This is a genomic window from Mesorhizobium sp. B263B2A (assembly GCF_020165775.1).
Classification (GTDB): domain Bacteria; phylum Pseudomonadota; class Alphaproteobacteria; order Rhizobiales; family Rhizobiaceae; genus Mesorhizobium; species Mesorhizobium opportunistum.
Genome location: NZ_JAIUIU010000005.1, coordinates 234,144 through 257,775, shown reverse-complemented (window position 1 = coordinate 257,775; position 23,632 = coordinate 234,144). Strand labels below are relative to the sequence as shown.

The 23,632-nt window shown below is 64.3% G+C and carries 23 protein-coding genes; 9 read left to right on the top strand and 14 right to left on the bottom strand.

Annotation, left to right across the window (positions count from 1 at the left end; genetic code table 11):
- Window positions 1-34: 34 nt before the first annotated feature.
- From LB568_RS12155 to LB568_RS12145, 3 genes are all read left to right on the top strand, one after another.
- On the top strand, window positions 35-862 hold the full coding sequence (locus LB568_RS12155) for a MurR/RpiR family transcriptional regulator (RefSeq protein ID WP_013893085.1): 828 nt from the start codon (window positions 35-37) through the stop codon (window positions 860-862).
- Window positions 863-1,065: 203 nt separating this feature from the next.
- Window positions 1,066-2,226 (top strand): efflux RND transporter periplasmic adaptor subunit, encoded by a 1,161-nt coding sequence (locus LB568_RS12150; protein ID WP_224730237.1) that lies wholly within the window; start codon window positions 1,066-1,068, stop codon window positions 2,224-2,226.
- Complete coding sequence (locus tag LB568_RS12145) at window positions 2,223-5,354, top strand: efflux RND transporter permease subunit (RefSeq protein ID WP_224730236.1); 3,132 nt, start codon at window positions 2,223-2,225, stop codon at window positions 5,352-5,354. Before LB568_RS12150 ends, LB568_RS12145 begins: the two co-directional genes overlap by 4 nt.
- Window positions 5,355-5,413: 59 nt before the next feature.
- On the opposite strand, the gene LB568_RS12140 is transcribed toward LB568_RS12145, so the two are convergent.
- The 6 genes from LB568_RS12140 to LB568_RS12115 form a co-directional block, all read right to left on the bottom strand.
- Window positions 5,414-5,824: a GtrA family protein gene (locus LB568_RS12140; protein WP_224730235.1), complete on the bottom strand. Its 411-nt coding sequence runs from the start codon at window positions 5,822-5,824 to the stop codon at window positions 5,414-5,416.
- Window positions 5,821-6,639, bottom strand: coding sequence for a ChbG/HpnK family deacetylase (locus LB568_RS12135; RefSeq protein WP_224730234.1), 819 nt, complete (start codon window positions 6,637-6,639; stop codon window positions 5,821-5,823). The genes LB568_RS12140 and LB568_RS12135 overlap by 4 nt, the downstream gene beginning before the upstream one ends.
- A complete protein-coding gene (locus tag LB568_RS12130) occupies window positions 6,636-7,652 on the bottom strand; it encodes a glycosyltransferase family 2 protein (RefSeq protein WP_224730233.1) in 1,017 nt (338 codons plus the stop codon). Before LB568_RS12130 ends, LB568_RS12135 begins: the two co-directional genes overlap by 4 nt.
- Window positions 7,645-8,826 (bottom strand): glycosyltransferase 87 family protein, encoded by a 1,182-nt coding sequence (locus tag LB568_RS12125; RefSeq protein ID WP_041164039.1) that lies wholly within the window; start codon window positions 8,824-8,826, stop codon window positions 7,645-7,647. Before LB568_RS12125 ends, LB568_RS12130 begins: the two co-directional genes overlap by 8 nt.
- Before the next feature lie 301 nt (window positions 8,827-9,127).
- Window positions 9,128-10,165 (bottom strand): zinc-binding dehydrogenase, encoded by a 1,038-nt coding sequence (locus LB568_RS12120; protein ID WP_224730232.1) that lies wholly within the window; start codon window positions 10,163-10,165, stop codon window positions 9,128-9,130.
- A gap of 39 nt (window positions 10,166-10,204) precedes the next feature.
- Window positions 10,205-11,446, bottom strand: coding sequence for an acyl-CoA dehydrogenase family protein (locus LB568_RS12115; protein WP_224730231.1), 1,242 nt, complete (start codon window positions 11,444-11,446; stop codon window positions 10,205-10,207).
- Between the two features lie 120 nt (window positions 11,447-11,566).
- Here LB568_RS12115 and LB568_RS12110 point away from each other — a divergent pair, with 120 nt between their 5' ends.
- From LB568_RS12110 to LB568_RS12090, 5 genes are all read left to right on the top strand, one after another.
- Window positions 11,567-12,382, top strand: a complete 816-nt coding sequence (locus LB568_RS12110; protein ID WP_224730230.1) for an SDR family oxidoreductase — start codon at window positions 11,567-11,569, stop codon at window positions 12,380-12,382.
- Window positions 12,383-12,421: 39 nt separating this feature from the next.
- Window positions 12,422-12,907, top strand: a complete 486-nt coding sequence (locus tag LB568_RS12105) for a MaoC family dehydratase (RefSeq protein ID WP_023765869.1) — start codon at window positions 12,422-12,424, stop codon at window positions 12,905-12,907.
- A complete protein-coding gene (locus LB568_RS12100) occupies window positions 12,904-13,938 on the top strand; it encodes a phosphotransferase family protein (protein ID WP_224730229.1) in 1,035 nt (344 codons plus the stop codon). Before LB568_RS12105 ends, LB568_RS12100 begins: the two co-directional genes overlap by 4 nt.
- A gap of 128 nt (window positions 13,939-14,066) precedes the next feature.
- A complete protein-coding gene (locus tag LB568_RS12095) occupies window positions 14,067-14,711 on the top strand; it encodes a TetR/AcrR family transcriptional regulator (RefSeq protein ID WP_013893073.1) in 645 nt (214 codons plus the stop codon).
- A gap of 180 nt (window positions 14,712-14,891) precedes the next feature.
- Entirely contained in the window at window positions 14,892-15,140 is a 249-nt protein-coding gene (locus LB568_RS12090) for a DUF680 domain-containing protein (RefSeq protein WP_013893072.1), read from the top strand.
- A gap of 48 nt (window positions 15,141-15,188) precedes the next feature.
- Here the strand turns inward: LB568_RS12090 and LB568_RS12085 are convergent, their stop codons facing one another.
- The 8 genes from LB568_RS12085 to LB568_RS12050 all read right to left on the bottom strand — a co-directional run bounded on the left by LB568_RS12085 (window position 15,189) and on the right by LB568_RS12050 (window position 23,020).
- Window positions 15,189-16,238 carry a Gfo/Idh/MocA family protein gene (locus LB568_RS12085; RefSeq protein ID WP_224730228.1) on the bottom strand — a complete coding sequence of 350 codons (1,050 nt, stop codon included), beginning with the start codon at window positions 16,236-16,238 and terminating at the stop codon, window positions 15,189-15,191.
- A 60-nt stretch (window positions 16,239-16,298) separates the two neighbouring features.
- Entirely contained in the window at window positions 16,299-17,084 is a 786-nt protein-coding gene (locus tag LB568_RS12080) for a ThuA domain-containing protein (RefSeq protein WP_013893070.1), read from the bottom strand.
- 78 nt (window positions 17,085-17,162) lie between these two features.
- Window positions 17,163-17,396, bottom strand: coding sequence for a hypothetical protein (locus LB568_RS12075; protein ID WP_013893069.1), 234 nt, complete (start codon window positions 17,394-17,396; stop codon window positions 17,163-17,165).
- A 58-nt stretch (window positions 17,397-17,454) separates the two neighbouring features.
- Window positions 17,455-18,039, bottom strand: coding sequence for a sarcosine oxidase subunit gamma (locus LB568_RS12070; RefSeq protein WP_013893068.1), 585 nt, complete (start codon window positions 18,037-18,039; stop codon window positions 17,455-17,457).
- Window positions 18,032-21,025 (bottom strand): sarcosine oxidase subunit alpha, encoded by a 2,994-nt coding sequence (locus tag LB568_RS12065; RefSeq protein ID WP_013893067.1) that lies wholly within the window; start codon window positions 21,023-21,025, stop codon window positions 18,032-18,034. Before LB568_RS12065 ends, LB568_RS12070 begins: the two co-directional genes overlap by 8 nt.
- Window positions 21,022-21,333, bottom strand: coding sequence for a sarcosine oxidase subunit delta (locus LB568_RS12060; RefSeq protein WP_013893066.1), 312 nt, complete (start codon window positions 21,331-21,333; stop codon window positions 21,022-21,024). Before LB568_RS12060 ends, LB568_RS12065 begins: the two co-directional genes overlap by 4 nt.
- A gap of 11 nt (window positions 21,334-21,344) precedes the next feature.
- The gene (locus LB568_RS12055) at window positions 21,345-21,767 is read right to left on the bottom strand and encodes a hypothetical protein (protein WP_013893065.1); all 423 of its coding nucleotides are present in this window, start codon (window positions 21,765-21,767) and stop codon (window positions 21,345-21,347) included.
- Window positions 21,767-23,020: a sarcosine oxidase subunit beta gene (locus LB568_RS12050; protein WP_224730227.1), complete on the bottom strand. Its 1,254-nt coding sequence runs from the start codon at window positions 23,018-23,020 to the stop codon at window positions 21,767-21,769. The genes LB568_RS12055 and LB568_RS12050 overlap by 1 nt, the downstream gene beginning before the upstream one ends.
- Before the next feature lie 152 nt (window positions 23,021-23,172).
- Between LB568_RS12050 and LB568_RS12045 the strand changes: the two genes are divergently transcribed.
- The gene (locus LB568_RS12045; protein ID WP_224730226.1) at window positions 23,173-23,598 is read left to right on the top strand and encodes a YrdB family protein; all 426 of its coding nucleotides are present in this window, start codon (window positions 23,173-23,175) and stop codon (window positions 23,596-23,598) included.
- Window positions 23,599-23,632 lie beyond the last annotated feature (34 nt).

Sequence of the window (23,632 nt, the reverse complement as noted above, 5' to 3'; positions counted from 1 at the left end):
GATCTCGTGGGCCAGGCCAAGGGGTGGGGAAAACATGATTTCCAGCATTGCCGAACTGATCGCCGACCGCGTCGGCACAATGCCGGCCGGCGAACGTCGCGCGGCCCAGACGCTGATCGCGAGCTATCCCTTGATCGGCCTCAAGACGGTCGCCGAATTCTCGGCCGCGGCCGGCGTCTCCTCGCCGACGATCCTGCGCTTCGTTGCCCGGCTGGGCTTCCAGAACTATCCGGAATTCCAGTCGAGCCTGCAGGACGAGTTGGCGGCGCAACTGCAATCGCCGGCCACGCGAACTCTCAACCCGCCTTCGCCCGGCGGCGGCACGGTGTCGCCGATGCTGGAAGCGACGCTCGACAACATGCGCGAGACCTTCCGCCACCTCTCGGACAGACAGCTTGCCGACATTGCCACCCGGCTTGCCGAGCGGCGCGGCAAGACATTCCTGATCGGCGGCCGCTTCACCGATCCGCTGGCGCGCTACATGGCTGCCCACCTCGCCGTCATCCAGCCCGATGTGTTCCATCTCGCCGGCCAGGAAAGCATGTGGCGCGACCGGCTGATCGACATGGGCAAGCGCGACGTGCTGGTGATCTTCGACATCAGGCGCTACCAGGACAGCCTCGTCCGCTTCGCCGAAAAGGCGCATCAGCGCGGCGTTCAGATCGTGCTCTTCACCGACCAGTGGCTGTCGCCGATTGCCCGGTTTGCCCGCCATGTTATCGCCGGACGCACCGCCGTGCCTTCCGCATGGGATTCTTCGGCCGCGCTTTTCGTCGTCGCCGAAACGCTGATCGGCGCCGTCACCAGACAACTCGAGGCCGATGGCGCCCGGCGTATTCGGGAAATGGAAGGCCTGCGCTAGGTAGGTTTCCAAGGCAAATCGCAACGGCTCCAGGGAGCGTCCGGATCTCACGTTACCGAGATTTAATGTGCACGATCGCGTGATAATTGCCATAAACCGATGATACCGGGATGTGGCGTGGCCGGTTTTCGCCCCCAGCCCGTATCGTCTCTGCATTCGTTTCCATCTGGAACCGGCAGACGATTCTTGCCGCTGGAGTGTCGATGTCGCGCTGGAAACAGATTGTCCTTTCGCTTGTGATTTTGGTCGCCGCCGCGGCCGCCTGGGCGCGCTTCTACCCCGGTGCTCCCGAAGTGCTGGCGCGCTGGGGGATGGATTGGGCGTACGGCGCGACACCTCCGGCGAAAGAGGCCTCGGCCGCCGGTTCCCGGCAGGGCGGGCGCAACGGCGCCCAGATCGTCACCATCGTCGCATCGCCGGCCGCCTCCGCAACCATCAACGACCGCCTGCAGGCGATCGGCACCGGCCGCGCCAACGCCTCGGTGACCGTCAATCCCTATAGCTCCGGCCGCCTTGCCGAACTGCTGGTCGAATCGGGCAGTCATGTCGATAAGGGCCAGATCATCGCGACGCTCGATTCCGAGACCGAGATCATCGCGCAGAACCGCGCCAAGCTCGCTTTGCAGGATGCGCAATCCAAGCTTGACCGCGTCAAGTCGCTGCGCGCCTCCAACGCGGCGACGCCTGTCGCCGTTGCCGACGCCGAAGTGGTTCTGGCAGGCGCGAAGCTGGCGCTTCAGGATGCCGAACTTGCATTGCAGCGCCGCTCGATCCTGGCGCCGATCGCCGGCACCGTCGGCATCCTGCCGATCTCCGCCGGCAACTATGTGACCAACCAGTCGGCGATTGCCACGCTCGACGACCGTTCCTCGATCCTGGTCGATTTCCAGGTGCCCGAGCGCTTCGCCGCCGCCATCAAGGTCGGCGCCCAATTGACGGCGACGCCCATTGCCAATCCGAGCAACGCCTATACCGGCACGGTTTCAGCCATCGACAACCACATCGACGAAAAGAGCCGCACGCTGCTGGTCAAGGCCAAGATCGCCAACCCGGCCGATTCGCTGCGCGCCGGCATGTCGTTCGGCATCACCATGAAATTCCCCGGCGAGACCTATCCGGCTGTCAGTCCGCTGGCGATCCTGTGGGGATCGGACGGCGCTTATGTCTGGCAGATCGAGAACGGCAAGGCCAAGCGGGTGCCGGTGCGCATCATCCAGCGCAACACTGAAACCGTGCTGATCGACGCGAAGATCGACAGCGGCGACATGGTGGTCACCGAAGGCACGCAGAGCGTCAGCGAGGGCGGCGAGGTTCGCATCGCCGGCCAGGAGCAGCCCAACCCCAACGCCGCCGAAGGCTCATGACCGGCCCCGTCAACGCCGCCAGCGACACCGGCTTCACCGCACTGTTCATCCGCAGGCCGGTGATGGCCTTCGTGCTGAACACCCTCATTGCCGTTGCCGGCCTTGCCGCCTTCTACGGCGTCGAGATCCGTGAACTGCCTGACGTCGACCGCGCCGTCGTCACCGTTTCCACCACCTTCGAGGGGGCGGCGGCCGAAACCGTCGACCGCGAGTTGACCGACACGATCGAGGGTGCCGTCGCCCGCGTCTCCGGCGTCAAATCGATCTCGTCCTCGTCGTCCTTCGGCTCGAGCCGCGTCACCATCGAGTTCAACGACGGCGTCGACCTGAATGTGGCCGCCTCCGATGTGCGCGACGCCGTCGGCCGCGTCGCCAACCAGATGCCGGACACCGCCGATCCGCCACGCATCGTCAAGGCCGATGCCAATTCCGACGCGGTGATGCGGCTGGCGGTGACCTCCGACAACATGTCGATCCAGGACATGACGGTCGTGGTCCAGGACCAGATCGAAGACGAACTGGCGGCCGTGCCCGGCGTCGCCGACGTCCAGGTCTATGGCGACCGCGACAAGATCTTCCGCATCGACGTCGACCAGAACAAGCTCGCCAGCCTCGGCTTCACGGTCGCCGACCTCAGGACGGCGCTTGCGTCCGTCGCCTTCGATTCTCCTGCCGGCTCGATCACCACGACCAACCAGGACCTGATCGTACGCACGACCGCCGACGTGACAACGCCCGAGGAATTCGAAAACATCATCATCGGCGGCACGACGCGCATCCGCGATGTCGCCACCGTCACGCTCGGCCCCGATATCGGCCAGACGACGCTGCGTTCGGATGGCAAGACCGGCATCGGCATCGGCATCATCCGCCAGGCGGAATCGAACACTTTGGACATTTCGACCGGCGTCCAGGCCGCCGTCGCCAAATTGCAGCAGAACCTGCCCAAGGGCATGGCGATCAAGATCACCAGCGACGACGCCGTCTTCGTCAAGGGCGCCGTGCACGAGGTCGAGATCGCGCTCGGCCTGTCGGTCACCATGGTGCTGATCGTCATCTATGTCTTCCTGCTCGACTGGCGCGCAACGCTGATCCCCGGCCTGTCGATGCCGGTGGCCATGATCGGCACCATCGCCGCCATCTATCTGGCCGGCTTCTCGGTCAACATCCTGACGCTGCTCGCCTTGGTTCTGGCAACTGGACTGGTGGTGGACGACGCCATCGTGGTGCTCGAAAACATCGTGCGACGGCGCAACGATGGCATGGGACCGCGCGCGGCCGCCGTGCTCGGCGCGCAGGAAGTATTCTTCGCAGTCGTTGCGACCACGTTGACGCTGGTCGCCGTCTTCGTGCCGATCTCGTTCCTGCCCGGCCAGACCGGCGGCCTGTTTCGCGAATTCGGCTTCGTGCTCGCCATGTCGGCGCTTCTGTCCTGCGTGGTGGCGCTCACGCTCTGCCCGATGCTCGCCTCGCGCATGCTGACCGGCGCATCGCTTCACCACGAAGGCGGCCACGGCATCGGCGCCCGCATCAGCGGTGCCTTGAATGCAGGCTATCGGCGCGGCCTGCACGCTTGCCTCGACGCGCCCTGGATCGTGGTTCTGGTCGCGGTGCTGTTTGCCGGTACCGCCTTCACGCTGTTCGGCACCATCCGCCAGGAACTGACGCCGACTGAGGACCGCGCCGCCGTCTTGTTGCGCATCAGCGCCCCGCAAGGCGTGAGCCTCGACTACACGACGCAGCAGATGCAGAAGATCGAGAAGCTGATCCAGCCGATGCGCGATTCGGGCGAGATCCGCTCGACCTTCGAGAATGCCGGCCAGAATGGCTCCTACAATTCCGGCTTCATGGTGATGACGCTCGCCCCCTGGAACGAGCGCAGCCGCAGCCAGCAGGAGATCATGGCCGAGATCAGCCAGCTCACCAAGCAGGTGCCGAGCGTGCGCATCTTCCCGGTGCAGCCCAACAGCCTCGGCATCCGCGGCGCCGGCAACGGCCTGCAATTCGCGCTGGTCGGCAACGACCGCAAGGCGCTCGGCGACGCGGCGCTGAAGATCATCGCCGAGATGCAGAAGGACCCGCGCTTCCAGACGCCGCGCCTGTCGATCGACCCGACCCAGCCGCAGCTTGCCGTCGCCATCGACCGCGAGCGCGCCTCCGACCTCGGCATCGACATCACCGGGCTCGCCAACACCATGCAGGCCATGCTCGACGGCAATGATGTCGTCGACGTCTACATCGCCGACCGCAGCTATGGCGTGAAGCTGGTTTCCACCACCAATCCGATCAACGATCCGACCGACCTCGAAAACGTCTTCCTGAAGACGGCGGACGGCCGTTTCGTGCCGATGTCGACCATCGCTACATTGACCGAGCGTGCCGTGCCGCCATCGCTGTCGCGCGAGCAGCAGCAGCCGTCGGTGGCGATCACCTCCAACCTCTCAGGCAATTTCGCGCTTGGCGATGCCTTGACCCGCGCCGAGGAGATCGCCACGCCACTGCTGCCGCCAGGCAGCCGCATCTTGCCACTGGCCGAGGCGGCGACGCTGGGCGAAACCAACAGCGCCATGATCACCATCTTCGGCTTCGCGCTGGTCATCATCCTCCTGGTGCTGGCCGCGCAGTTCGAGAGTTTCGTCAGCGCCGTCATCATCATGGCGACGGTGCCGCTTGGTCTTGCCTGCGCCATCATCGCACTGCTGTTGAGCGGCACCAGCCTCAATGCCTACAGCCAGATCGGCCTGGTGCTTCTGGTCGGGGTCATGGCCAAGAATGGCATCCTGATCGTCGAATTCGCCAACCAGTTGCGCGATCGCGGCCTTGGCGTGCGCGAGGCGATCGAACAGGCCTCGACCATTCGCCTGCGGCCGGTGATGATGACGATGATCTGCACCATACTTGGCGGCGTGCCGCTGGTGCTGGCCGCCGGCGCCGGCGCCGAGGCGCGCGTGGCGCTCGGCTGGGTGATCGTCGGCGGACTGGGGTTGGCCACCGTCTCGACGCTGTTCCTGACGCCGGTCGCCTACCTCCTGCTTGGCCGCTTCGTCACGCCCAAGACGCATGAGGAAGCACGGCTTAAGCGCGAACTCGAGGAAGCCGCCTACACCAATGTGGAGCCGGCGGAATAAAAAATTCCACGAAAGTGTGTTGCGATATTCCATCCGGAATTTCGCCGGAACAGAACACGCTATCTTAAGAGCCGGCCCTCGATCGACCAGCGCGCGGCGATGAAATTCAGCACCGCCGCCACGATGACACCGCCGATCTTTGCCGGCCACACGCCGGCGATGCCGGCAAGGAGTGCTATCGACAGGCTGGAGACGCCGAGCGAAATCAGCGCTCCAAGCGAGACGAAGCGAAGGAAGGCGTCATGCAGCCGGATCGCGCGATTGCGCTCGAACGACCAGAACCCATTCGCCGCGAAGGAGAAGACGACGGCGATGGACCATGAAACGATGTTGGCGGGCAGCGGCGGGACATGCAGCTTGAGCAGCAGGAAGAAACCGGCAAGGTCGATGGCCGTGTTCACCAGCCCGACAATGGCAAAGCGGACGATCTTGCTGCCGGTCGAACGCTGGGGCTGGTCGGCGCCGCTCATCCCCTGCCATCCATGATCTCGACACCGGCGCGGGCGAGGCTCGCGCCGAATGCGTCCGAGGCCAGCACCTCGAATTCCACTTCGCGCACCCGCTGCATCGGATCACGCCCGCGCAATGTGTCGTCGACATGGCCGGGATGGCACATGAACAGGCCTCGTTCCGGCAGTGTTTCGACAGCGACTTGCAGAACCGGAGCAAATCTCTCGGATTGCCGCCAGTCATAGATGCCGGCGAGCGGCTCGAAAATGGTGAAGCCGGCGCGCTCCATCGCACGGTTGAAGCCGGCGGCCAGAGCGGCGATTGCCGCGACTTTCGGCGCCACGGCGGCATTGCCGAGCGCCGGCGCCCCGCGCAGCGCCGGCTTCTCGGAAGCTTCTGAAAAACGCGCCCGCAGCCATGTGCGCACGACAGGCAGGAAATGCACGTGCTGGTGCCCGTCGATGAAGTCGGGCCGGCGGCCCAACGCCTCGACGAAGCGGCCGTACTGTGCGTCGAGCTCGGCATGGACATCTCGCTCGTCGGCGCGGCCGCGCAGGACCGGCAGTGCCAGCCGGCGGAGCGGCGGCAACCGGCCTTCCGGCGCCAGGCTCGATCGGCCGGTGACCGCAGGCTGATCCGTCAGGGTAAGATGCAGACCGACCGCCGCGCGGCCGCACAGCGGCTTTATGAGCGCTGCCGCATCAGGCCATTCGGGAAAGCCGGTCATGCAGCTGGTGCCCGTCAGGCGCCCTCGATCGAGCAGGTCGAGAATCCCGGCGGAAACGCCTGGCGCCAGGCCGTAATCGTCGGCGATCAGGCGGATGCGCCGCGTCATGCCCCGGGTGCGCCTGGCAACCTGTCAGGGGCGACCTCGCCGCGCAAGACCTCACCATGCAAGACATCCCCGCGCAAGACGTCGCGCACGATATAGACCGGTCGATCCTTGCTCTCCGAGAGCGTGACCCAGACATATTCGCCGATCAGCCCGAGCAGTGTGAGGTTGAGGCCGCCGAGCAGGACGACGGCGACCATCAGGCTGGGATAGCCGGGCACGGCAATGCCGTAGAACATCACTTCGAAGAACACTTTGGCGCCGTAAAGCAGGCCCGCCAGCGCCGCCAGCATCCCGCTCAGGCTGATGATGCGCAGCGGGATGACGGAAAACGACGTAAACCCTTCCAACGAGAACGCGATCAGGTTGAGGCGGCTCCATTTCGAGGTACCGCTGGCGCGGTTCTCCGGCGAATATTCTATGGCCTTCTGGCGGAAGCCGGCCCAGGCGAACAGACCCTTGTTGAAGCGCCGCTTGTCGCGCAAGCTCGTCAGCGCGCGTGCCACAGCGGCCCGCATGACGCGGAAATCACCCGCGTTCTCCGGAATGTCGAAGCGCTGGCTGCTGTTGATCAGGCTGTAGAAAAGCCGTGCCAGCTGGCTGCGCCGCCAGCTGGCCTCGCGCCGGTCGTTCTGCGCGTAGATGACGTCGATGTCGGGGTTTTCCACCAGTTCGGCGATCATCTTCAGGCTGATGTCCATCGAATGCTGGAGGTCGGCGTCCATGATCAGCACCATGTCGCTTCGCGACTGGTCGAGGCCGGCAAGCACCGCGACTTCCTTGCCGAAATTGCGGCTGAGCCGCACGATCTCCCAGGAACCCGACAGCGCCTGCGAAAATCGCTCGGCGCCATCGTCGCGGCTGCCGTCGTCGATCAGGATCTTGTGGACGGCCATGCCGAAACGTTGCGACACCGTGGCTTCGAGCCTGTCGAGCAATTCGGCAAAAGCCGAAGCCGATTGCGCCTCGTTGAAGAACGGCGCCACGATATCGAGAGTGGGTCGCGACTCAGCCATTTGCGACAGGCCCTTCATTCATCACCTTTTCCCGCGTCACCTTGCCTTGCGCCTTGGCCCAGAACCACCAGATCAGGGAACCGGCAATGACGGTGACCGCGATCGGCCGAAACCAGGGATAGGTCAAATCTTGGATATGGCGCTCGACGCCCGTCAATCCGGTCAGGAACAGCATCACCGACAGCACCGAGGCCAGGACACCGCCTTTTTCCTCGCGCCATAACAAGGCAATGGCTAGGCCGGCGGGCACGGCGATCATGGCATAAGTGTTGGGCTCGACACGCGGGTTGAAGACGCACATGTAGAACGTCGCCGTCAGGAAGATGGCGAGATCAGCCGTTCCGCGCTCGAGCCTGCGGTCGAACCAAATGACCGCGCAGAGCGTAAACAGGGCCATGACGATGCGTATGACCGTGGCGCCGATTTCCGGCAGCGGCAGTCCCATCCGGGTGAAGGGGGCTGTGAAATCGGTGGGGACGAAATGGCTGGTGTTGTCGACGGCCATCGAGGTCAGCATCTCGGCGAAAAGACGATACTGGTCGTTGAGATAGCCTGCAGGTGCGAAAGCGTAGGGCAAGGCGAGCACGAACAGCACCGCCAGCACCAGGACCGGTATCAACCGGAGGCGCAGGGCTCCCAGCAACAGCAGCATGATGATCGCCGTCGGCTTGGCGATGATGGCAACGGAAGCCCAGAAGAACGTTTCGGCGCGACGCCCCTCGAGCGCAGAAAAGGTAAGGAGCCAGCAGGCGCCGGCCAAGAGGATCGTCGCCTGGCCGTTGCGGATTGCACCCATCGCCATCGGCAGGGCAAGAAAGAGCCCGAAGGAAAGCAGCCATGGCAGTTCCCCGCCGCCGAGCTTGCGCACCTGCCGCATGGCGGCCAATGTCAGCACCGCGAAACCGATAATGTGCCAGGTCAGGCCGCCGAGATGCGGGCCGAGCTTGACCAGCGGAACGTAGAGCGCGGCAAAGGCCGGCGCGTAGAGATACCCCATCTCGGAGCTGAGATTGTAGAGCGGCCGGCCGGCCAGAAGGGCCTCGCTGCCGTCTATATAGGCCTGCCAGACAGTACGCGTGTGGGGTGACCACAGGACGAGCGCAAGAACGACCAGGAAGGCTCCGATCCACATGCCAAGTCCCAAACGGTCGAAAACCGGCTTGGAAAGCGTCATCCGCGCACCCCACACAATTCCAGAACGATTTCCCATCACCGCCTGTATTTGAAGGCGGCATATCACGGACAAAGCAGCGTGGCATAGAGGGGCCGGAAGCCGTGGACTTCGAAACCGCTGGCCCACCCTGAAGCCAAAGACCGGCCTTTGTTGATGACCATCGATGGCCTTTTGAAGGCCTCGGCATCGAACTGCAGATGCCCTAGGAATTGCGCTAACGCTTTGTTTTGACGCAATTTCCAAGGGGAAGCGCTATGCGCTTTTCACGGGAAAACGGCTTCCCACTTTTCCGGAAGTTGCTTTAAGGCCGGATGAAAACCTTGCCACTGGGCTTGGCCAGTTCCGCCGGCAACCGCGCCATGGCCTCGGCGAGCGGCACGACCGACGTCACGTCGGTCGACCAGCGCCCGTCGGAAAACCGCTTCTGCGCTTCCAGGATCGCCGGACCGCGGCGATCCCTGGATTGCCGCATCCATTCGCTCAGCCAGAAGCCTTCTATGTGCTTGTGCTGAAAGATCAGCTGGCCAGGCTCGCGGATGATGGTGGCGTCAGTGTCGAGCCGTCCATAGATGATCCAGCGCGAACGCTTCGGCATGGCGTCGAAGATGGCCGAGGCCAATGGTCCGGTCACCGCATCGAGGAAGATGCGCGGCTGCTCTTCCTTCATCACTTGACGCAGCGCTGCCTTGAAGTCCGGCGCCTTTTCATTGAGGACATGCGCCGCGCCAAGTTCTTTCAGCAATGCGGTCTGGTCGTCACGGCGCACGGTGACGATAGGCCGGAACCCCGCTTCCCCAGCCAGGCCGATGATCAGCTTGCAGAGCTGGCTGGCGCCGGCGGTCATGACGAAGGCCTTTTCGCCCTCCTGTTTGACGATGTCGAACATGGCGATCGCGGTGAGCGGATTGACGATCATCGCCGCTCCATCCTCATCACGCACGGTGTCGAGGAGCGGAATGCAGACCGCCGCCTCGGCGACGGCATATTGCGCCCACGAGCCCCAATTGGTGACGCCGGTGGCGAAGGCGACCCGCTTGCCGATCAGGCTTTTCGGATAGGGTTCATCACCGCCGGCAACGACCGTGCCGACACCTTCGAAGCCGGCCGGTTGGCCCTTGGCGCGCGGCTGGCCGTACTGGCCCTTGATGAAGGCGACGTCGGAAGGATTGATCGAGGCGAGACTGACCCTGATCAGCACCTGGCTCGGTCCAGGCGCCGGCACCGCGATGCTGCCCGGTTCGATGTAGGGCTCCATCGCCTCCAGCACGCTGCCGCTCGGCGTCCTGGTGTAGCCGTCGCCGACCAGCAGCAGCGCCTGCATTTCGGAGAGGATGGTCATCGCGGGCTCCTTGCTTGCCGGCAGAGGTCAGGCAGCGGCTCAGACCTTTTCCTGCGTGTATTTCTTCAGCTCCGTCCGCGCCACCTGGCGGCGATGCACGGCGTCGGGTCCGTCGGCGAGGCGCAACGTCCTCAGATGCGTCCACGAGCGGGCAAGCGGCGTATCCTGGCTGATGCCCTGGGCGCCGAACATCTGCACCGCCTCGTCGGTCACCTTGAGCGCGACGCGTGGTGCGATGACCTTGATCTGGCTAATCCAGGGGGCCGCGGCGCGCGCATCGCCCTGGTCGATCATCCACGCCGCCTTGAGGCACAGCAGCCGCGCCATCTCGATCTCCATGCGGCATTCGGCGATGATGTCGAAATTGGCGCCGAGTTTCGCCAGGGGCTGGCCGAAGGCCTCGCGGCGCACGGAGCGCTGGCACAGCATCTCCAGGGCCATCTCGGCCTGGCCGATGGCGCGCATGCAGTGGTGGATGCGGCCCGGCCCGAGCCGGCCTTGCGCGATCTCGAAGCCCCTGCCCTCACCGAGAATAAGGTTCGAGGCGGGTACTCGGACATTGTCGAAGCGAAGGTGCATGTGGCCATGCGGCGCGTCGTCGTCGCCATAGACCTGCATGGCGCGGACCTTGGTCACGCCCTTGGTGTGCGATGGCACCAGGATCATCGAATGGCGACGGGGCCGCGGTTCCTGGTCGCCGCCGGTCCGCACCATGACGATGAAGATGGCGCAACGCGGGTCGCCGGCGCCCGACGCCCACCATTTCTCGCCATTGAGCACATAATCGTCGCCCTGCCGCTCGCAGCGCATCGCAATGTTGGTGGCGTCCGACGAGGCCACATCCGGCTCGGTCATCAGATAGGCCGAGCGGATCTTGCCGTCGAGCAGCGGATCGAGCCACGTCTTCTTGTGGTCGGCCGAACCGTAGCGTTCCAGCACCTCCATGTTGCCGGTGTCTGGCGCCGAGCAGTTGAAGGTCTCCGCGCCGAGATGCGCCTTGCCCATCTCCTCGGCCAGATAGGCGTATTCGACAGTCGACAGGCCATAGCCGCGCTCCGAGCCGGTCAGCCAGAAATTCCACAGGCCGCGCTCCCGTGCAGCCTTCTTGAGCCCTTCGAGGATCTCGCTTTGCCGCGCGCTGTAGACCCAGCGGTCGCCGTCCTTGCCCACTTCGCCGAGGAATTCCTTGTCCAGCGGCATGATCTCGTCGCGCACCATGGCCGCGACGCGGGCGTGGATCGGCTTCAGCCGCTCGGTCATGCCGAGGTTCATCTCCGTCATCGGTCGCTAACCCTTCATACAGGCCGGGCATTTTACCCGTGGCAAGGATGACCGTACTTCGGATAGCCTTGTCAACGCGAACTGTTTGCCGCATGCCGAGGCAGGGCGCGGAGGATTGTGATGGGCTATCTGGACGAGCTGTTTTCGGTGGCCGGCAAGACCGCGCTGGTGACGGGTGCGGCGACCGGCATCGGCCGCATGGCGGCTACCGCGCTGGTCAAGGCCGGCGCCAGCGTCATGATCGCATCGCGCAAGGGCGAAGACTGCGTCAAGGTCGCCGGCGAACTGAACGATCTCGGCGCCTCCGGGCGAGCCGATGGTTTTGCCGGCGATGTCTCCAGCGAGGCTGGCATTGCCGCGCTTGTCGCCGAGGTCAAGGCGCGGACCGATCAGCTCGATATTCTGATCAACAATGCCGGGATTTCCTGGGGCGCGCCGCTGGAGAGCTTTCCCTACCACGCCTGGGCCAAGGTTTTTGGCGTCAATGTCACCGCGGTCTTCCACCTGACGCGCGAATTGCTGCCGCTGCTCGAGGCCGCCGCCAGCGACGCCGATCCGGCCCGGGTGATCAATCTGGGTTCGGTGATGGGCACGCAGCCGCTCGCCGACGACGCCTATTCCTACACCGCCTCGAAGGCCGCCGTTCATCATCTGACGCGCACACTGGCGCTCGAATTCGCCCCTCGCCGCATCACCGTCAATGCCTTCGCACCCGGCCCCTTCCAAAGCCGCATGACTGCCTTTGCCACCGGCACCCAGGAACAGGCCGACCATGTCGGCAGTCATGTTCCGATCGGCCGTATCGGCACACCGGATGACATTGCCGGCGCAACGCTCTATTTGTGCAGCCGTGCAGGCAGCTATGTCACCGGCGCCATCCTGCCGATCGACGGCGGGCAATCGGTGCAGCATGGATTGACCTTGTTCAAGGAATGACATTTGCCGGCCGCAGAAGCCGGGGGTGAACTGGAGGACATGAGCGTGGAACCGATCAGTCTCGATGTGCTTCTGGCCAGCGTCGGCAAGGAAGTTGGCGTTTCACCCTGGCGTGCGGTCACACAACGCATGATCGACCAGTTTGCGGACGCTACCGACGACCACCAGTTCATCCACTGCGACCCGGAGCGGGCCAAGCGCGAGACGCCGTTCGGTGGCACCATCGCCCATGGCTTCCTGTCGCTGTCGCTGCTGTCGGCGATGACCTTCGAGACCATGCCGCCGCTGGAAAACGGCAAGATGGGTGTCAATCACGGCTTCGATTCGCTGCGCTTCCTGGCGCCGGTCAAGACTGGCGCCCGCATCCGCACCCGTTTCGTGCTGGCCGACGTCAAGGTCAGGCCGTCGGGCTGGGTGCAGACCGCGCACGACGTGACGATCGAGATCGAGGGCTCGAAGAAACCGGCGCTCACCGCCCGCTGGCTGACACTGACCCTGATCGAACGCCAGCCCGAGACCGCATGAACGACCCGAACGCGCTCGACCAGGCCGCGCTCGCGTCCTACCTCGAGGCGGAAATCCCGGGCTTTTCCGGGCTCGCCGCAATCGAAAAGTTCAAATCCGGCCAGTCGAACCCGACCTATCTGCTGACGGCAGCGAGCGGCCGCTATGTGCTGCGTGCCAAGCCGCCGGGGCAGTTGCTGAAATCGGCGCATCAGGTCGACCGCGAATTTCGGGTGATGAAGGCGCTTGCCGGCAGCGCGGTGCCCGTCCCGCGGATGCTGCATCTGTCGGCCGAGGATTCGCCGATCGGCCGCATGTTCTACGTCATGGATTTCCTCGACGGCCGCATCTTCTGGGATCCGGCACTGCCCGAGGCGCGCGACAACGGTGAGCGTTCCGCCATCTACGACGCCATGAACGGTACGCTGGCGGCCTTGCACGCTGTCGATGTCGAGGCCGTGGGCCTCGGTGATTTCGGCCGGCCGGGCAATTATTTCGAGCGGCAGCTGGCGCGCTGGACCAGCCAGTACCGCGCTTCGGAAACCGGCGCCATCGCCGACATGGACCGCCTGATCGCCTGGCTGGAAACGCATATGCCCGCCGATGACGGCCGTGTCTCGCTGGTCCATGGCGACTACCGGCTGGATAATCTGATCTTCGCGCCGGACCAGCCAAAGGTGCTGGCGATGCTCGACTGGGAACTGTCGACATCTGGCCATCCCTTCGCCGACATCGCCTATCAGTGCATGCAGTGGCGCTTGCCGCACGCATCCGGCTTTCGCGGCCTCGGCGGCATTGACCGTGCGGCGCTCGGCCTGCCCTCGGAAGAGGATTATGTCGCCGCCTATTGCCGCCGACGTCGGCTCGAAGGCATCGGCAACTGGACATTCTTCCTCGCCTTCTCCTTCTTCAGGTTGGCAGCGATCTGCCAGGGTGTCTACAAGCGGGCGTTGGACGGCAATGCCTCCAATCCCGAAAAGGCCAGAACCTATGGCGAGGCGGTGAAGCTCTTGTCGCATCTTGCAGTCAAACTGATCGACAAAGAGATGTGACGTGATGGGAGAGACGGCTGCGTCGGAGCGATCTGATGCCTGCCGTTTGGGAACCTGGGGCGCCCTTGTCCATTTCCGTACAGCGTATATAATTTAGTCGGAACACCACCAACCGAAAGGCACCAGACTTGCCGCCGAGCGTCCAGACACGCCGCGAGAAACAAAAGGCCGAGCTACGCTCCGAACTGGTCGCAGCCGCGCACAAGCTCGTCCAGGAAGAAGGCTATGAGGGTCTGACCATCCGCAAGCTGGCCAAGCGGGTCGGCTATGCACCGATGTCGGTCTATTCCTACTTCGCCGACAAGCAGGACATCCTGTTCGCGCTGGCCGAAGATGCGTTCGAGACCCTTGCCCGGCGCATCGAGGAGCATCCGTCAGACGATCCGATCGCGGCTTTGCAGGCGGTCATGACCGAATATGCCGCCTTCGGCCTCGGCAATCCCAATGAATACCGCACCGTCTTCATGACCGAAAAGACCAAGCTGCCGGAAGGCAGGAGCTACGCGGACATGGAGGAAGGCAACCCGGCGATGAAGGCGCTGATCAGCCGGGTCGAGGCCTGCGTCGCCGCAGGCGAGTTGCAGGGCGATCCGCGCGCCATCGCCACCATGCTGTGGGCGGTCGGCCATGGCACGATCTCGCTGCTGATCACCTTTCCGTTCTACCCCTTCGGCGACCCGCAGGCCTTTGTGAAGCGGATGTGCGATTTCACGCTTGCGACACTGCGCACGCAAAATGTGCCTCCGCTGACCGAGACCCCGGTCAACTGCTGAACGATATCTCCTTTCCTGCAAGCCTCGTCGCCACCAGGTAAACCGGTGGCGATTTCTTGGTTAACAAAAAATTTCCGTACATGTACGATTTCAGCTTGAACTTCGCGAACGGCAGGCGTATCTGTACGGCATAACGTACACGTACGAAGAAATTCACCTGTTGGAAAACGGAGACTGACAATGAAAAAGACCGTCCTCACCCTCGCCGCCATTCTGGCCCTGTCGGGCTCGGCTTTCGCCGCCAGCGCCACCCAGCCGGCCAAGCACCTGCCGGCCGCGACCTGCGTCGACACCAGGACCCATGTGAAGCTCGATTGCGCTTCGACCGGCTCGGTCGAGAAGAAGGGCACCACGGAAAACACCGCTGAGGGCAAGGGCCCGCGCCTCGGCATCAGCATCAACCCGTGGATCGTGCCGAGCGCTTTCTAACATTTGCGCCAAACGCTTCTGGCCGGCGCGGCCGGCCATTCGGTGACGTCAGCCGATCGAGACCGGCAGCCTGGTCGCCGAACTCTCGAACGCTGCATCGATCAGCTTCTGCATGTCGGCGGCGCGCCGGAACGACGGATCGCCGTTTTGCCCGCTATCCAGCGCATCGGCGAAGCGTCTTGCATTGCGTTTGACGTCCGGCGGCGCCAGAGTCCGCCAGCGCTGCAGGTCGATATCTCCGCCGAGACAGGCGGACAGGTGCGAAACCTTGCCGTCGGTCTCGACCTTGATGGCGCCCTTGGTGCCGTGCAGCGTCAGCGAGAGATCGTTGGCGTGGCCTGTCGTGTAGCGGCTCGCCATGATCGTGGCGAGCGCGCCTGACTTCAGCCGCGCTGTCATCGCCACGCTGTCATTGGCGTCCAGCACGTAGTCGCCGATCTGCTCGCCCTCGGCCTTCGGAAACGTCACCAGGTCGGCATGCAGGCTGACGATGTCCTGGGCGGCGCCATAGGTGGCGAAGTCCAGTATATGTATGCCGACATCACCCAGCACGCCTGTCGATCCATGCCGGCTCGACAGGCGCCACAGCCATTTGTCCTCGACCCGCCAGTTGCCCCAGGATTTGCTGACCAGCCAGCTTTGCCGATAACTCGCCTCGACATGGCGGAGTTCGCCGATGGCGCCGGCCTGCACCATGCGCCGCGCTTCCTGGATGGCCGGCGAATTGCGATAGGTCAGGTTGACCATGTTGACGACGCCTGCTGCCTCGGCGGCTTCGGTCATGACAAGCGCGTCGGCATGGTTCGGCGCCAGCGGCTTCTCGCAAAAGACGTGTTTGCCCGAGGCAAGCAGCGCCAGCGTCGTTGCCTTGTGCACGCCGTCCGGCGTGGCGTTGATGGCGGCATCGAACTGGCCCCAGGCGATCGCCGCCTCCAGGCTCTCGAAGCAGTCGCCTATCTTGTTTGCCCCGGCGAACGTCGCCGCGCGGCCTGGCACCTGGTCGACACAGGCCACGATGCTGCAGCCGGGAATCCCGGCGAACTCCTCGACATGATGCCCGGCGATGCCGCCGGTGCCGAGCAGAAGAATTCGGTGCATCAACCCACCCCCAACCAGTTCATGCCCCGATCAGCCCAGGTCGCGGTCAGCTTAGGCCGATCAACTAAGACCCTTATCGCCATCGGCATGCAGGCGCAGGCCTTTCTGGACGATCTTCTCCTTGGCCCTGTCCGTCGGCACGTTCGGCGCATTGGTGACGCCGGACCATGCGGGTGCGGGATTATGCGCCCAGTGCACGGCGTTGCGCAGCACCTGTTGCACCCCGTCATTGTGGTAGATCGGATAGGTCTCGTGGCCCGGCGAAAAATAGAAGATCCGTCCCGCGCCGCGCTGATAGGTCAGTCCCGACCGGAACACCTCGCCGCCCTCGTACCAGGAGATGAATACCGTCTCCAGCGGCTCCGGCACCGCGAACGGCTCGCCATACATTTCCGTCTCGCCGATCTCCAGGCATTCGCCGATGCCTTGCGCGATCGGATGGCCGCGATTGATCGCCCAGACGCGTTCACGCTCGCCCGCCTCGCGCCATTTCAGCGAGCAAGGCGTACCCATCAGGCGCTTGAAGATCTTCGAGTAGTGCCCGGAATGGAGCACGATCAGCCCCATGCCTTCCCAGACCCGCTTCTGCACGCGTTCGACGATCTCGTCCTTGACCTCGCCATGGGCGGCGTGGCCCCACCACAGCAGGACCTCGGTGCCGGCAAGGCGCTTCTCGCCCAGGCCATGTTCGGGCTCCTGCAAGGTGGCCGTGGTCGCTTCGATGCCCTTGTCCTGGTTGAGCGCGGCGGCAATAGTGCCGTGCATGCCCAAAGGATAGAGGTCCCGCACGGCGGCATTGGTCTGCTCGTGCACGTTCTCGCCCCAGACGACAGCTTTTATCGGCATTTTCATCTCCCAAAGCGCTTTAAATAGCGCATGTGACGGGACCTTGAGAAGGTACCGCCAAGATTGAAACTGGGGAAATCAGGGCTTGCGGGTTTTCCGTCCCGCAACGGTCTTGGCCTTGCCGGGTTTGGCAGGAGCGCCTGAGATGACTGATCCGGTGATCGACACCGGATCGCTGGCCGGAAAAGTGTCCTCGAGGCCCTCCTCGAGTTCCTCTTCGGCATTGGCCTCGTGATGCCGCTCGTGTTCGAGCGAGCGGACCGCCGCGGTTTTGGATTGCGGCGGCGACTTCGGCGCGGACTTGGACGGCATCGACATTCTCCCTCGACTTGTTGCCGCACAACGGACGCGCGCGGCAAACGTTCCGGGTTCAGACCGCCGCGTCGCGTGCCCCTTCGGACAGGAAAGTAAAGACATAGTCCGAGAAGGAACGCCAGCACTCGACCCGGAAGGCGTCCGCGGCCGTACGCAACAACACGATTTCGGCCTTGCCAAGGATAGTGCGCGAGGCAGCCCCCACCGGGAATGCATCGAGCGACAGATCCTGCGGGCAACCCGAATTGATCGTTGCGGCCGCCGCCGCGCCGGTAACGGCAATCGCGATATTGCGGTGAGAGACACCCACTGCCGAATGGAGCGCGGCAACCGTGGCGCAAGCGGCGAGCGGATCGTTGCCGGCCTCGTCGATGACAAACCATTCGTCCGGCCCAAGCCACAGCGCGGTGCGGCCAGCCTTCGACACGGACGTCTTCGGCTTTTTCGGCAAGGTCACGCCGAGCGCCTTCGACAGCGCCGCGACGGAAGCCTCCGGCGCGCGCAGCGAAATACGCTCTGCCGGCGGCAGGATCTCGACCTTGGCGTTGGTTGCGGTGGTGCTACGTCCAGCCAGTGCCGGGCGACGCTCAACCGAAGGCGATACGGCGGAAACCGTCTTCTTTTCAGCAGCCTTAGCCATTGAGGCGCCCTCCCGTCTCGTCGAAGAACACCATGCCGGTAACCTCCACTTCGATCACTCCGTTCGGCATCGGCACGTAGAGCGTGTCGCCCATGCGGTCGCGGCCGCCGGCGACCAGCGCCAGCGCGATGGAGCGGCCGCAATTTTCCGACCAGTAGCTCGAGGTGACATGGCCGATCATCTTCATCGGGATCGCCTGCTTCGGGTCCTCGACGATCTGCGCGCCTTCCTCCAGCACCACCTTAGGGTCCTTGGTCTTGAGGCCGACCAACTGCTTGCGGCCCTTGGCCACCAGATCCGGCCGCGTCAGGCCGCGGATGCCGACGAAATCGGCCTTCTTCTTGCCGACCGCCCAATCGAGGCCGGCATCACCAGGGGTCACCGTGCCGTCGGTGTCCTGGCCAACGATGATGTAGCCTTTTTCGGCGCGCAATACGTGCATGGCCTCGGTGCCGTAGGCGGCGGCGCCATGCTTCTGGCCCTCGGCCCACAGCGCTTCCCAGACGGCCTGGCCGTAATCGGCCGGGACATTGACCTCGAAGCCGCGCTCGCCGGTGAACGACATGCGGAACAGCCGCGTTGGCACGCCGCAGATCTTGCCTTCGCGCACCGACATATGCGGCAGCGCCTCGTCGGACATGTCGATGCCCTCGACCAGCGGTGCGATGATGTCGCGCGACTTTGGCCCTTGCACGGCGATCACCGCCCATTGTTCGGTGATCGAGGTCAGCCAGACATTGAGATGCGGAAACTCGGTCTGGAGATAGTCCTCCATGTGGTTCATGACCCGCGGCGCGCCACCGGTCGTCGTCGTCACATGGAAACGGTCCGGTGCCAGTCGGCCGACGACGCCGTCATCATAGATGAAGCCGTCCTCGCGCAGCATGATGCCATAGCGGCAGCGGCCGGGTTCCAGCTTCTCCCACGGATTGGTGTAGAGCAACTCCATGAACTTGGCGGCATCCGGCCCGACCACTTCGATCTTGCCGAGCGTCGAGGCATCGAACAGCCCTGCCTTGTTACGAACCGCGACGCATTCGCGGTCGACCGCTGCATGCATGTCTTCGCCCGCCTTCGGGAAATACCAGGCGCGCTTCCACTGGCCGACATCCTCGAACACCGCGCCCTGCGCTTCGGCCCAGGGATGGATCGCGGTCTTGCGTGTCGGGTCGAACAGCGGCCCGCGCGCATGGCTGACGATCGCGCCGAAAGTGACCGGCGTGTAGGGCGCGCGGAACGTGGTCAGGCCGACTTCCGGGATCGGCTTGCCCAGCGTCTCGGCGGCGATCGCCAGGCCGTGCATGTTGGAGGTCTTGCCCTGGTCGGTCGCCATGCCGTTGGTGGTGAAGCGCTTGACGTGCTCGATCGAGCGCATGCCCTCATGCACCGCCTGGCGAATATCCTTGGCGGTGACGTCGTTCTGGAAATCGACGAACGCCTTCACCGTCGTGTCCGGTCCGGCGCCGGGGCCAGCCCCCAGCATGCCGCGCGACCAGCTCTCCGAGGCATCGACCTTCGGCTTGGCGCCCTTGGCGGTTTTCGCGCCGGCATCTTTCGCTGCCTTGGCGCCAGCCGCGTAGGCCTCGTCGACCGTCGCCGACAGCCCGTCAGTGCCGTTGCAGGCGCCGACGGAGACGCAGTCTTGTGCGTAGATGCCCGGCACGAAGCGCTTGGTCTCGTCGTTGAAGGCGACCTTGCCGCGCGACTGCGAGAACAGATGCACCGACGGCGTCCAGCCGGCCGACATCAGGATCGCGTCGACGGGGATAGTGCGTTCGCCGCCGCCATTCTTCGGCTGCACGGTCATCGACGACACCCGCAATTTGCCGCCGGCACGGATCACCGCGCGGCCGAAATTGATCTCGATGCCGAGCGCCCTTGCCTCGTCGATCACCGGTCCTGTCGGGTTGTCGCGCAGGTCGACGATCGCCGCCACGTTGACGCCGGCCTTCTTCAGGTCGATCGCCGCCGCGTAGGCCGAATCATTGGCGGTGTAGACGCCGACATTCCTGCCGACCGCCACGCCATAATGATTGAGGAAAGTGCGCGCCGCGCCCGCCAGCATGATGCCCGGCCGGTCGTTGTTCGCAAACACCATATGGCGCTCGATGGCGCCGGAGGCCAGCACGACGCGCTTGGCGCGGACCTGCCACAGCCGCTCGCGCGGCAAATCGTGGCCGGGGGCCTTCAGATGATCGCTGACACGCTCGACCAGGCCGACGAAATTCTGCGCGTAGTAGCCAAAAGCAGTTGTGCGCGAGAGCACGCGGACATTGTCCATCGCGCTCAGTCTGGCGATCGCCGCCTGTGCCCAGGCAAAACCGTCCTGGCCGTCTATTTTCGCGCCACTCTCGAAACGCAGGCTGCCGCCGAATTCGACCTGCTCGTCGGCGAGGATGACGCGCACGCCGGTCTCCGCCGCCGCCAATGCCGCCGCGATACCTGCGGCACCGCCGCCCAGAACCAGCACGTCGCAATGCGCGTAGCGCGAGGAATAATGGTCGGGATCGGGTTTGTCCGGAGAAACGCCAAGGCCGGCGGCTTCGCGGATCTTGGGCTCGTAAAAGCTCTTCCAGGCCGCCTTGGGCCACATGAAGGTCTTGTAGTAGAAGCCGGCCGAAAACATCGGCGATGCGATGTCGTTGACCGCGCCTATGTCGAAGGACAGCGACGGCCAGCGGTTCTGCGAATTGGCGGCAAGTCCGTCATAAAGCTCCTGCACGGTGGCGCGCACATTCGGCGTCTTGCGCGCGTCGTCGCGCACGATCTGCACCAGCGCGTTAGGCTCTTCCGCGCCTGCCGACAGAATGCCGCGCGGCCGGTGGTACTTGAACGAGCGGCCGACCAGATGCACGCCATTGGCAAGCAGCGCCGAGGCCAACGTGTCGCCCTCGATGCCGGTATAGGGCTGGCCGTCGAAGCTGAACCGCGCGGTCTTGGCCTGGCTGAGGCGACCGGCGCTCGGAATGCGGAACCCGCCGCTCATTTGGTAACCACTTCGTTGGAGTTTTTGGGCAGCTTGGCGGGTTTCGGCTCACCGGCCTTGTAGGTCATGACGAACTTGTCGGTGACGGTGTCGCGCACTGCGTTGAAGAAGCGGGCGCAGCCATGCATGTGCCGCCAGCGCTCGTAGATGATGCCCTTGGGGTTCGAGCGGATGAAGAAGAATTTCTCGAAATCGTCGTCGCTCTCGCCGGCCATATTGGCCGAGCGCGCGATATGGGCCTCGCCGGCGTTGCGAAATTCGAGCTCCGGGCGCTCTTCCTCGCAATAGGGGCAGCGTATGAGCAGCATCGTCTTCGTTCCTACAATTCGCCGTGGCCGACGTGGGCGCCGGCGGGTTGGTCGCAAAGCTTCTGACCCATGGTCATGAATGGAGCGACGAGCCGCAGGCGCTCCTCGACGTTTGTCGCATCGCGAAACAAAGCGCGGTTGGCCATGTTGCCGAGCGTCAGTTGCATCGGGTCGGTGGTGACGATCACGCCACGCGGCTCGAAATCCTCGTCCTCGTCCAGCCCATGCGGCCGGCCTTCAAAGAACATCACCACTTTCTGGCCGGCGCTCCACACGCATGCCAGCGTCCCCTCGTCGACCGAAAACGGCCAGCCGGCCTCGTTGCCGGCACGTTCGATCGGCTGCAGCCGCACCTCTTCCGGCGACGGCAAATGGAACATGCCCTGTTCCCCCGCCAGCACCAGCGGCATGGCGACAGCGAGTTCCGTCATCATCAATGCGCCACCGCCGCCGCCGCGGCCTCGTCGATGAGGCGGCCGGTGCGGAAGCGTTCGATGGTGAAGGGCGCGTTGATCGGATGCGGATCGTCCCTGGCGATGGTGTGGGCAAAGACATGGCCCGAGCCGGGCGTCGCCTTGAAGCCGCCGGTGCCCCAGCCGCAATTGACGTAGAGGCCGGGCACCGGCGTCTTGGCCAGGATCGGCGAGCGGTCGGGCGTGACGTCGACGATGCCGCCCCACGAGCGCAGCATCTTCATGCGCGTGAAGATCGGGAACATCTCGCAGATTGCGTCGAGCGTATGCTGCAAGATGTGCAGGCCGCCGGTCTGCGAATAGGAGACATACTGGTCGGTGCCGGCGCCGATGACCAGCTCGCCCTTGTCGGACTGCGAGATATAGGCGTGCACGGTGTTGGACATCACCACGCAAGGCACCACCGGCTTGACCGGCTCCGACACCAGCGCTTGCAGCGGATAGCTTTCCAGCGGCATGCGCACGCCGGCCATGTTCATGATGACAGACGAATGGCCAGCAGCGACGACGCCGACCTTCTTGGCGCCGATGAAGCCGCGTGTCGTATCGACGCCCATGACCGCGCCATTGGCGGCCCGCTTGACGCCGGTGACCTCGCAATTCTGGATGATGTGCACGCCGCGCGCCGAAGCGCCGCGCGCGTAACCCCAGGCCACCGCATCGTGGCGCGCCGTGCCGCCGCGCCGCTGCAAGGCGGCCCCGACCACCGGATAGCGCGCATCCCTGGAGATGTTGAGCGGCGGGCAGAATTCCTTGGCCTGCTCCGGCGACAGCCATTCATTGTCGATGCCGTTCAGCCGGTTGGCATGGACATGGCGCTTCAGCACCTGGACGTCGTGCACATTGTGGGCGAGCATCATGACGCCGCGCGCCGAATACATGACGTTGTAGTTGAGCTCCTGGGAAAGCCCATCCCACAGCTTCAGCGCATGGTCGTAGATGCCGGCGCTCTCGTCATAGAGATAGTTGGAGCGGATGATGGTGGTGTTGCGGCCGGTGTTGCCGCCGCCCAACCAACCCTTTTCCAGCACAGCGACATTGGTGATGCCATGCACGCTGGCGAGATAGTAGGCGGTGGCCAGCCCATGGCCGCCGGCGCCGACGATGATGACGTCGTATTCCTTCTTCGGCTCGGGCGAGGACCATTGCTCCTCCCAGCCCTTATGGCCGCGCATGGCCTCGCGGGCGATGGCGAATACCGAATATTTTTTCAACGTTCCAGCCTCGCAAATGGCGGCGAGGCGTTCACTTGGCCCCGGCGCGCGAGGTGTATCACTAGCGAAACAGCGCTTCCACCCTTGCGCTGTTTGCGACGGCGCTTGCCGTTTTGCGCCGCGACGAGAAACAGGCATGCGGGCTGGCTGCCATGGCTGCGGTCAGTCACACTGCCTGTCGCGAGATTCTTGAGGACGAGAGGACGAGTATGGGCAACGCCTGGTGGAATCTGACGCTACGCTTCCTGTTGGAGCTTGCCGCCTTGCTTGGTCTCGGCGTCGCGGGCTGGAACCTCTCCGAGGGATGGTGGCGATGGGGCCTGGCCCTGGTCCTGCCGCTTGTTGCAGCCGTGCTGTGGGGCACTTTCGCGGTACTCGACGACCCGAGCCGATCAGGCCGTGCGCCAGTACCGGTTCCGGGCACGGTGCGGCTGGCGTTGGAATTGGTCATCCTGTTCGGCGGCGCTGCTGGATTCCATGTGGCCGGTTACACGACCACGGGCATCATCGTCGCCCTGCTTATCGCCATGAGCTACGCATTTTCGCTCGACCGGCTCGGTTGGCTGCTGAAGCAATAGTTCAGGGACGACGCAGCCTTCGCAGGTATCGGGT

Coding starts and splice junctions, on each gene's coding strand:
- LB568_RS12150 (WP_224730237.1), top strand. CDS start 1,066: ATGTCGCGCTGGAAACAGATTGTCCTTTCGCTTGTGATTTTGGTCGCC.
- LB568_RS12135 (WP_224730234.1), bottom strand. CDS start 6,639: ATGACGCGGCGCATCCGCCTGATCGCCGACGATTACGGCCTGGCGCCA.
- LB568_RS12130 (WP_224730233.1), bottom strand. CDS start 7,652: ATGGCTGAGTCGCGACCCACTCTCGATATCGTGGCGCCGTTCTTCAAC.
- LB568_RS12105 (WP_023765869.1), top strand. CDS start 12,422: ATGAGCGTGGAACCGATCAGTCTCGATGTGCTTCTGGCCAGCGTCGGC.
- LB568_RS12045 (WP_224730226.1), top strand. CDS start 23,173: ATGGCTGCGGTCAGTCACACTGCCTGTCGCGAGATTCTTGAGGACGAG.
- LB568_RS12065 (WP_013893067.1), bottom strand. CDS start 21,025: ATGAGCGGCGGGTTCCGCATTCCGAGCGCCGGTCGCCTCAGCCAGGCC.
- LB568_RS12090 (WP_013893072.1), top strand. CDS start 14,892: ATGAAAAAGACCGTCCTCACCCTCGCCGCCATTCTGGCCCTGTCGGGC.
- LB568_RS12075 (WP_013893069.1), bottom strand. CDS start 17,396: ATGCCGTCCAAGTCCGCGCCGAAGTCGCCGCCGCAATCCAAAACCGCG.
- LB568_RS12100 (WP_224730229.1), top strand. CDS start 12,904: ATGAACGACCCGAACGCGCTCGACCAGGCCGCGCTCGCGTCCTACCTC.
- LB568_RS12125 (WP_041164039.1), bottom strand. CDS start 8,826: ATGACGCTTTCCAAGCCGGTTTTCGACCGTTTGGGACTTGGCATGTGG.
- LB568_RS12060 (WP_013893066.1), bottom strand. CDS start 21,333: ATGCTGCTCATACGCTGCCCCTATTGCGAGGAAGAGCGCCCGGAGCTC.
- LB568_RS12070 (WP_013893068.1), bottom strand. CDS start 18,039: ATGGCTAAGGCTGCTGAAAAGAAGACGGTTTCCGCCGTATCGCCTTCG.
- LB568_RS12115 (WP_224730231.1), bottom strand. CDS start 11,446: ATGACGGAGATGAACCTCGGCATGACCGAGCGGCTGAAGCCGATCCAC.
- LB568_RS12155 (WP_013893085.1), top strand. CDS start 35: ATGATTTCCAGCATTGCCGAACTGATCGCCGACCGCGTCGGCACAATG.
- LB568_RS12085 (WP_224730228.1), bottom strand. CDS start 16,238: ATGCACCGAATTCTTCTGCTCGGCACCGGCGGCATCGCCGGGCATCAT.
- LB568_RS12055 (WP_013893065.1), bottom strand. CDS start 21,767: ATGATGACGGAACTCGCTGTCGCCATGCCGCTGGTGCTGGCGGGGGAA.
- LB568_RS12080 (WP_013893070.1), bottom strand. CDS start 17,084: ATGCCGATAAAAGCTGTCGTCTGGGGCGAGAACGTGCACGAGCAGACC.
- LB568_RS12140 (WP_224730235.1), bottom strand. CDS start 5,824: ATGAGCGGCGCCGACCAGCCCCAGCGTTCGACCGGCAGCAAGATCGTC.
- LB568_RS12110 (WP_224730230.1), top strand. CDS start 11,567: ATGGGCTATCTGGACGAGCTGTTTTCGGTGGCCGGCAAGACCGCGCTG.
- LB568_RS12145 (WP_224730236.1), top strand. CDS start 2,223: ATGACCGGCCCCGTCAACGCCGCCAGCGACACCGGCTTCACCGCACTG.
- LB568_RS12120 (WP_224730232.1), bottom strand. CDS start 10,165: ATGACCATCCTCTCCGAAATGCAGGCGCTGCTGCTGGTCGGCGACGGC.